Origin of the sequence: Paraclostridium benzoelyticum (assembly GCF_001006285.1) — a bacterium.
GTDB classification, from domain to species: domain Bacteria; phylum Bacillota; class Clostridia; order Peptostreptococcales; family Peptostreptococcaceae; genus Paraclostridium; species Paraclostridium benzoelyticum.
In genome coordinates, this window is sequence record NZ_LBBT01000053.1 from 1 (window position 1) to 7,327 (window position 7,327).

Genomic DNA, 7,327 nt, shown 5'->3' on the forward strand with positions numbered 1-7,327 from the left:
TTAAAAATTTAATTTTATCAAATTATAATTTTAAATATGATATAATAAAAAGATGTTCAAAAAATGAGAGGTGAGAAAATTGCAACTTAAAGAATTAATAGACATGGTAAGAGAAAGTACACAAAAATCGATGTGGGCGAGGGGATATACTTATTATAAAAAAGGAATTGTAGACCAAGTTACACCTCACACAAAAAATGGAATTTTAACAATTGATGGAATAATAGGTGCAGATTTCTCAAATGAAATACATTATACAACACTTGAAATAGACTTAAAGAAAAAAGAAATTATAAGTGCAAGATGTAATTGTATAGACTTTGTAAATAATGAAAATGAAAATAAGAATTTTATATGCAAACACAATATAGCTACTTTTCTTGTTTATATAGATATGTTACAAAGAAAAATAAAGCAACAAAAAATAGATAGAAAGAAAAAAGAACAAGAATTAGACCCATCAACTCAAATTATAAAAATAGCTAATGAAAAATTATCTCAAAATAGAAAAGTAAATTTGGAAATGTCACTAACAAAGCAAAACTCCAACATAGGAAATTATTATCAAGTAAGTTTTAAAATAGGCATAGATAAGATGTATGTATTAAAAAGTATTCCCGAGTTTATATATTCTAGAAGAGAGAATATATCTATAAAATATGGTAAGGATTTTGAGTATAACCCTGTTTCAGACTATTTTTCTATAGAGGATGAGTCTATTATAAATTTTGTAGAAGAGTATATAAACATAGATCAAACTTTATACAAGGATTCTAAAGTAGATGTAAGTCTTATAGATGTAAAACACTTAAATCTATTGGAAAGTGGATTAAAAAACTTTTTAAGAAATATAAGAAACAAAGAAATTATATTCAATTATGATGATAAAGTATATAAAACATATATAAAAAATAATGACATAGATATATATTTTCATATAAATGAAGATGAGGATAACCTTGTACTAAGTTCTAACAGTAAAGATATTTCACTATTAAATTCTAAAGGTGATGTCGTATTGTTAAACAATGCTATATATCTTATATCAGATAAACAATGTTATAACTACGTTCCATTTCATAATCTATTTACTAAAAATGGGGATATAACATTTAAGAAAGATGCTGCAGATAGCCTATTTAATGAAGTTCTTCCGGTATTAAAAAGAGCTTCTAAAAATATAGCTTTTGATGAAAACTTAGAAAGTCAAATACGTAATAACTTAGATGCTAAATTTTACTTCGATAAAATTAAAAATAACATTTCTTGTTTTATAGATTATGTATATACTGATGAAACTGAAAGTAAGAAAAATGGATATGTAATTAGAAACTTTAAAAAAGAAAATGAAATAGAGGATACTGTATGCTCTTATGGATTTGAAAGGTCTGGGGATAGATTATTGTGTAAGTTATCACCTGATGAATTGTATGAATTTTTTAAAGAAAAGATTTTTGATTTAAATAATATTGGTGAAATTTATTATTCAGATAAATTGAAAAAAGTAAAAGTTTATAAAGGCAGTGATATAAAAGCTAACTTTAACTTAAATAAACAAAATTACTTAGAATTTACATTTAATATAGATGATATAGAAAAACATGAAATAGAAAATATACTAGAAGCATTAAGAAATAAACGTAAATATTATAAGTTAGGAAATGGAAGCTATATAAATCTTGAAGAAGATCAAATGGTTAAATTCCTTGAATTAGTGGATGATATAAAGGATAGGCATATTTCTATAGATAATAATGAACAAATTGATGAAGATAGTAATGAGGTTTCATATAGCTTAGGAAGTGCAAGTTCTATATACTTGAAAAACCTAATAGATGAAAATGAAATTTCTTTTATCAGTGGAATGGATAAAATAGATGAGATATCAACCAGCTTTGAAACTATAAATAATATGGACGTTTTAGTACCTAAAGAGTTAAACGCAAGTCTTAGAGAATATCAAATTCAAGGGTTTAAATGGTTTAAAACTTTAAGTCATCTACAATTTGGAGGAATACTAGCAGATGAAATGGGATTAGGTAAAACTATACAGACTATAGCTTTTTTACTTTCACAAAAAAATAAAAAAAGCATTGTAGTTGCACCTACATCACTTATATATAACTGGAAGAATGAATTTGAAACTTTTGCACCAAATTTAAATATATTAGTTTTACATGGTAGCAAATCAGAGCGTAAAGAAATGTTGAAAAACATAGATGAAAATGATGTTATATTGACAACGTATACTATTTTAAAGAATGATTTTAGTGAATTAGAAAATATAGAGTTTGATTACTGTATAATAGATGAAGCTCAGAACATAAAAAATCCATATTCTCAAAATTCTGAAGCTGTAAAACAAGTAAAAGCTTCTGTTAGATTTGCTCTTACAGGAACTCCGATTGAAAATAATTTATTAGAATTGTGGTCTATATTTGATTTTATTATGCCTGGATATTTATATTCTAAAAATAAATTCCAAGAGAAGTTTTTAAAAACTACTGATAATATAGCAGAGCTAAAAAAGCAAATACAGCCATTTATGTTAAGAAGACTAAAGAAGGAAGTTTTATCTCAACTTCCTGATAAAATTGAAACTAATTTCTTTGTTGAGATGACAGAAGATCAAAAGAAAGTATATAAAACATATGTAGATGATATAAAAGAAAAAATGAAAGACGCAGATTTTAATAAAGATAAGATAACTATATTGTCATATCTAACAACATTAAGACAGCTTTGCTTAGATCCATCTATTAAAATAGATAACTACCATGGTGAAAGTGGTAAAATTAATGTCTTAAATGAAATAGTTAGTGAGAATATTGAAAATAATCATAAAATATTAATTTTTTCTCAATTTACATCTGTATTAAAAAATATAGGAAAAGAACTTGAAAAGGAAAATATAAATTATTTTTATTTAGATGGACAAACTAATCCAAAACAACGTGTTGAGTTAGTTGATGAGTTTAATAAGAATGAAGATGTAAGAGTATTCTTAATATCATTGAAAGCAGGAGGAACAGGATTAAATCTTACATCTGCGGATATAGTTATACACTTTGACCCTTGGTGGAATCCAGCAATTGAAAGCCAGGCTACAGATAGAGCTCATAGATATGGTCAAAAAAATGTTGTTGAAGTTATAAAGCTTATTTCTAAAGGAAGTATTGAAGAAAACATAATCAAACTACAAGAAGACAAGAAAGAGCTTATACAAAAGATTATAAGTGAGGACTTGAAAAATGAGAGCTTTATAAAGATGTTATCTAAGGAAGAACTAATTCATTTAATTACTAATTAAATGAATATTTTAAATATTTATTTGGTAAAACGCTTGTAATTGAGAAATATATGTGATATCATTAACACAAATAGTAAAGAAGTACTGAAAGATTGTGCTTTAATTTTTAGGAGGATTCCATAATGAAACAAGGAACAGTAAAATGGTTTAACAATGAAAAAGGATTTGGATTTATATCTGTAGAAGGTGGAGATGATGTATTTGTACATTTCTCAGCTATACAAAAAGATGGATTCAAATCATTAGAAGAAGGTCAAGCTGTTAACTTTGAAATAGTTGAAGGTGCTAGAGGACCTCAAGCTGCTAATGTTACTTTAGCATAATTTATATATAATATAGTATATAACACTCCTTAAGTATGTTTATGCATATTTAAGGAGTTTTCTTGTTTTGAGAAAAAGTATATTTTATAATAATAAGTATTTTAAAGGAGAAGACGAATGAATATAAAGCCTTTAGATGTACTATCTAAATATTACGGATACCTAGAATTTAGAAAAGGTCAAGAGGATATAATAAATGAAATTATAGATGGTAATGATGTTCTGGCAATTATGCCAACTGGAGGAGGTAAATCCATATGTTATCAAATACCATCTCTTATTTTAAATGGTCTGACAATAGTTATATCTCCTCTTATATCACTTATGAAAGATCAAGTTGACTCATTAAATACAATGGGAATAAATGCAACATTTATAAATAGTTCTTTGTCTGCAATGGAAGTTTCAAACATAATAAAAAACATAGATAATGATAAATACAAAATTATATATATAGCACCAGAAAGATTAGATTCATATGATTTTTTAGAATTAATAAAATCTAAAGAAATAAGCCAAATAGCTATAGATGAAGCTCATTGTGTATCTCAATGGGGTCATGATTTTAGAACTAGTTATAGAAAAATATCTCAATTTATAAATAGTTTAGAACAAAGACCTATAGTTACTGCATTTACAGCGACAGCATCGATGGAAGTAAGAAATGACATTATAAATTTATTAGAACTTAACAATCCTAAATTGTTTATAACTGGTTTTGACCGAGAAAATTTAACTATAACTATAGAAAAAGCCTCAAATAAAAACAAGTATCTATTAGAATATATAAATAATCATAAATCCGAAAGTGGGATTATTTATGCTGCAACTAGAAAAGAAGTAGATAAAATATACGAAGGTCTTAATAAAAGAGGATATAATGTTTCTAGATATCATGCCGGGCTTGGAGCTGAAGAACGAAAATTAAATCAAGAAGGTTTTATAAAAGATGACATAAGTGTTATGGTAGCTACCAATGCGTTTGGAATGGGAATAGACAAGCCTAATATAAGATATGTAATACATTATAATATGCCACAAAGCATAGAAAATTACTACCAAGAAATAGGTAGAGCAGGTAGAGATGGTGAAAAAAGTGAATGTGTACTTTTGTTCACTCCTGGAGATGTACATATACAAAAATATTTAATTGAAATTGGTACAGAAAATCCAAATAGAAAAAATATTCAATATAAGAAATTAAGAGACATGTCAGATTTGGTATACAGCAATGATTGTTACAGAAAAAGCATTATAAATTACTTTGGTGAAGAGTTTAAAGATGAATGTGGAAACTGTAGCAATTGTTTAGATAGTGGAAGTTTGGTTGATAGAACCATAGATGCTCAAAAGGTTATTTCGTGCATAGCTAGAATGAAAAGAAGTTTTGGTATAACTATGATTATAGATGTGCTAAGAGGATCTAAAAATAAAAAAGTTTTACAATTTGGATTTGATAAATTATCTACTTATGGAATAATGAAACATTACTCAGCAGATGATTTAAAAACTTTTATAAATACACTTATATCTCATGGTTTTATAGATTCTATAGATGGAACCTACCCAACCATAAAATTAAATGAAAACTCTATGAAAATCATAAAAGGAGATATTAAAGTAGAGTTCAAAGAAAGTAAAGTATCTAAAAACTTAGAAGTATCAAATGAACTATATGATATACTTAAGCAAATTAGATATAATATATCAAAAGAAGAAAACATAGCTCCTTATATGATATTTGGAGATGGAACTTTAAAAGTTATGTCTAGTAAATATCCAATAACAAAAGAAAATATGTTACAAACTCCAGGTGTTGGAAATGTAAAATATGAGAAGTATGGAGAAATATTTAGAAGTGCAATAATCAAATATGTTGAAGAAAACAATATAAAAACACAGGGTGATTTTATAAGTCCGCAAGATGAAAAATTAGGTTTTATAGATATTAAAACAGATAAAGAACTTTATGAAAAATTATATATAAAAAGAAGTGAACTCGCTAAGAATGAAGGGGTATTGCCAACTATGATAATATCTAAAAATTCATTAAAAGAAATTAGTGGAAGATATCCATCAAATGAAGAACAATTAAATGATATAAGCGGGTTTGGACCTGTAAAAGTAAAAAAATATGGACATGTATTTTTAGACATAGTTAATAGGTACACAGAAGAAAATAATATATCTGAAATTTGGAAAGAAAAAAACAGATTGAAAGTTATAATAGATGGAGATAGTAGAACTAATGAAGAAATAGCATTAGATATGCTAAGAGAATGTATAGCATTGGAAGACATATCTAATGAAATAGAGGTATCTATTTCTACTATATTAGGTTATGTAACAGATATGATAAAGAATGGATCTGAAATAGATTTCAAGGTGAATTTAGAAAAATATTATACTGAAGAAGATGAAGAACATATATTAAAAATATGTGAAGAAGAAGGAATAGACAAGATTAGTATCATAAAGAAAAGATTACCTGATAATATAAAATATGAAGCTATAAGATCTGTAATATTAAAAAAATATTATAATCTTATGTAAATAAAAAAAAGAAATGTTAAATAATTGAATTTTAACATTTCTTTTTTGTTTTTATTACAAAAATACTTGACTTTATATCTTAAATGATATACAGTATATTGTATACAATATGTAAACACGAAAGGGGATTTTAATCATGTTAAAAAAATTATCAGAAGTATTCAATGGGTTTTCAAAGCAAATACTTGCTTTAGAGAGAATCAACAGTCAAAGATGTATAGGTAAGGATTTATATACTACAAAAACTATATTTGAAAATAAAAGATAATACTATGAAATAATCATAGTATTTTAAAATTTTAAAGGGATATAAGATTATATTAATATAATCTTATATCCCTTTTATAATTAAACTCTTACAATGTCTTTGTTTTTGTATGAGTATACAAAGTCTATAACTTTTCCACTTACGCTGACCGCAATTAAAGATACAGCTATTTGAGAAAATGATAAATATATTAATGATAAACCTAATATAAAAAAATCACTTATCATATAAACTTTACCAATTTTTAAAGATGTAGTCTTAGAAATTACTAATGCTAAAGCATCGTCTCCACCAGCTGCACCTCCTGCTCTAACAACTAAACCAGATCCTAAACCAACAAAAACACCGGCAATTATACTTCCCAGTATTAAGTTATCAAATTTAGGTATAACTGGACCTATGCTTTCAAAAAAGCTGAATGATAAAGAGAAGCTAATCGTTGCTATTAACGAATACTTAATGAATTTTTTACCAAAAAACTTGTATCCTACTAATAGTAGAGCACAGTCTATGATAAGATTTGCTAATGAAAGTCTAATGTTAAATAAATTTTTTAACAGTAGTAAAAATCCTAACACTCCACCTTCCGTAATGTTGTTTTGAAAATTAAAATTATAAACTCCAAATGATAGTATAATAGAACCTATCAGTACTAGTAGAATTTGTTCTACAGATCGCCGCCTGGCCATAATATCCCTTCCTTTTTCTTGTATTTAATAACATTATATATAATAAATACAAATTTGTATACAGCAAAAAAGCAAACTAAATATTATACGAAAAAAACAGAGAATTTGCAACGATTTTTATGAAGTTTTTTTTGTTTTTACAAAAATCCAAATAGAAGCTAGTTATTTCAATAGTTATAGCTAT

Annotated in this window: 5 protein-coding genes; 4 read left to right on the plus strand and 1 reads right to left on the minus strand. The window is 25.9% G+C overall.

Annotated features, from left to right (window positions below; translation table 11 throughout):
• The first annotated feature begins 79 nt into the window (after positions 1-79).
• From VN21_RS02720 to VN21_RS19190, 4 genes are all read left to right on the plus strand, one after another.
• The gene (locus VN21_RS02720; protein ID WP_046821934.1) at positions 80-3,310 is read left to right on the plus strand and encodes an SNF2-related protein; all 3,231 of its coding nucleotides are present in this window, start codon (positions 80-82) and stop codon (positions 3,308-3,310) included.
• A 122-nt stretch (positions 3,311-3,432) separates the two neighbouring features.
• On the plus strand, positions 3,433-3,633 hold the full coding sequence (gene cspD / locus VN21_RS02725; protein ID WP_021430592.1) for a cold-shock protein CspD: 201 nt from the start codon (positions 3,433-3,435) through the stop codon (positions 3,631-3,633).
• A 117-nt stretch (positions 3,634-3,750) separates the two neighbouring features.
• Entirely contained in the window at positions 3,751-6,186 is a 2,436-nt protein-coding gene (gene recQ, locus VN21_RS02730) for a DNA helicase RecQ (protein WP_046821935.1), read from the plus strand.
• 136 nt (positions 6,187-6,322) lie between these two features.
• Positions 6,323-6,454, plus strand: a complete 132-nt coding sequence (locus tag VN21_RS19190; protein ID WP_264303188.1) for a hypothetical protein — start codon at positions 6,323-6,325, stop codon at positions 6,452-6,454.
• Positions 6,455-6,534: 80 nt separating this feature from the next.
• Here the strand turns inward: VN21_RS19190 and VN21_RS02735 are convergent, their stop codons facing one another.
• Positions 6,535-7,143, minus strand: coding sequence for a YitT family protein (locus tag VN21_RS02735; protein WP_021432832.1), 609 nt, complete (start codon positions 7,141-7,143; stop codon positions 6,535-6,537).
• Positions 7,144-7,327: the final 184 nt, after the last annotated feature.

Bases quoted from the DNA above. Each gene is read 5' to 3' on its own strand.
- cspD (WP_021430592.1), top strand. From the start codon at position 3,433: ATGAAACAAGGAACAGTAAAATGGTTTAACAATGAAAAAGGATTTGGA.
- recQ (WP_046821935.1), top strand. From the start codon at position 3,751: ATGAATATAAAGCCTTTAGATGTACTATCTAAATATTACGGATACCTA.
- VN21_RS02735 (WP_021432832.1), bottom strand. From the start codon at position 7,143: ATGGCCAGGCGGCGATCTGTAGAACAAATTCTACTAGTACTGATAGGT.
- VN21_RS19190 (WP_264303188.1), top strand. From the start codon at position 6,323: ATGTTAAAAAAATTATCAGAAGTATTCAATGGGTTTTCAAAGCAAATA.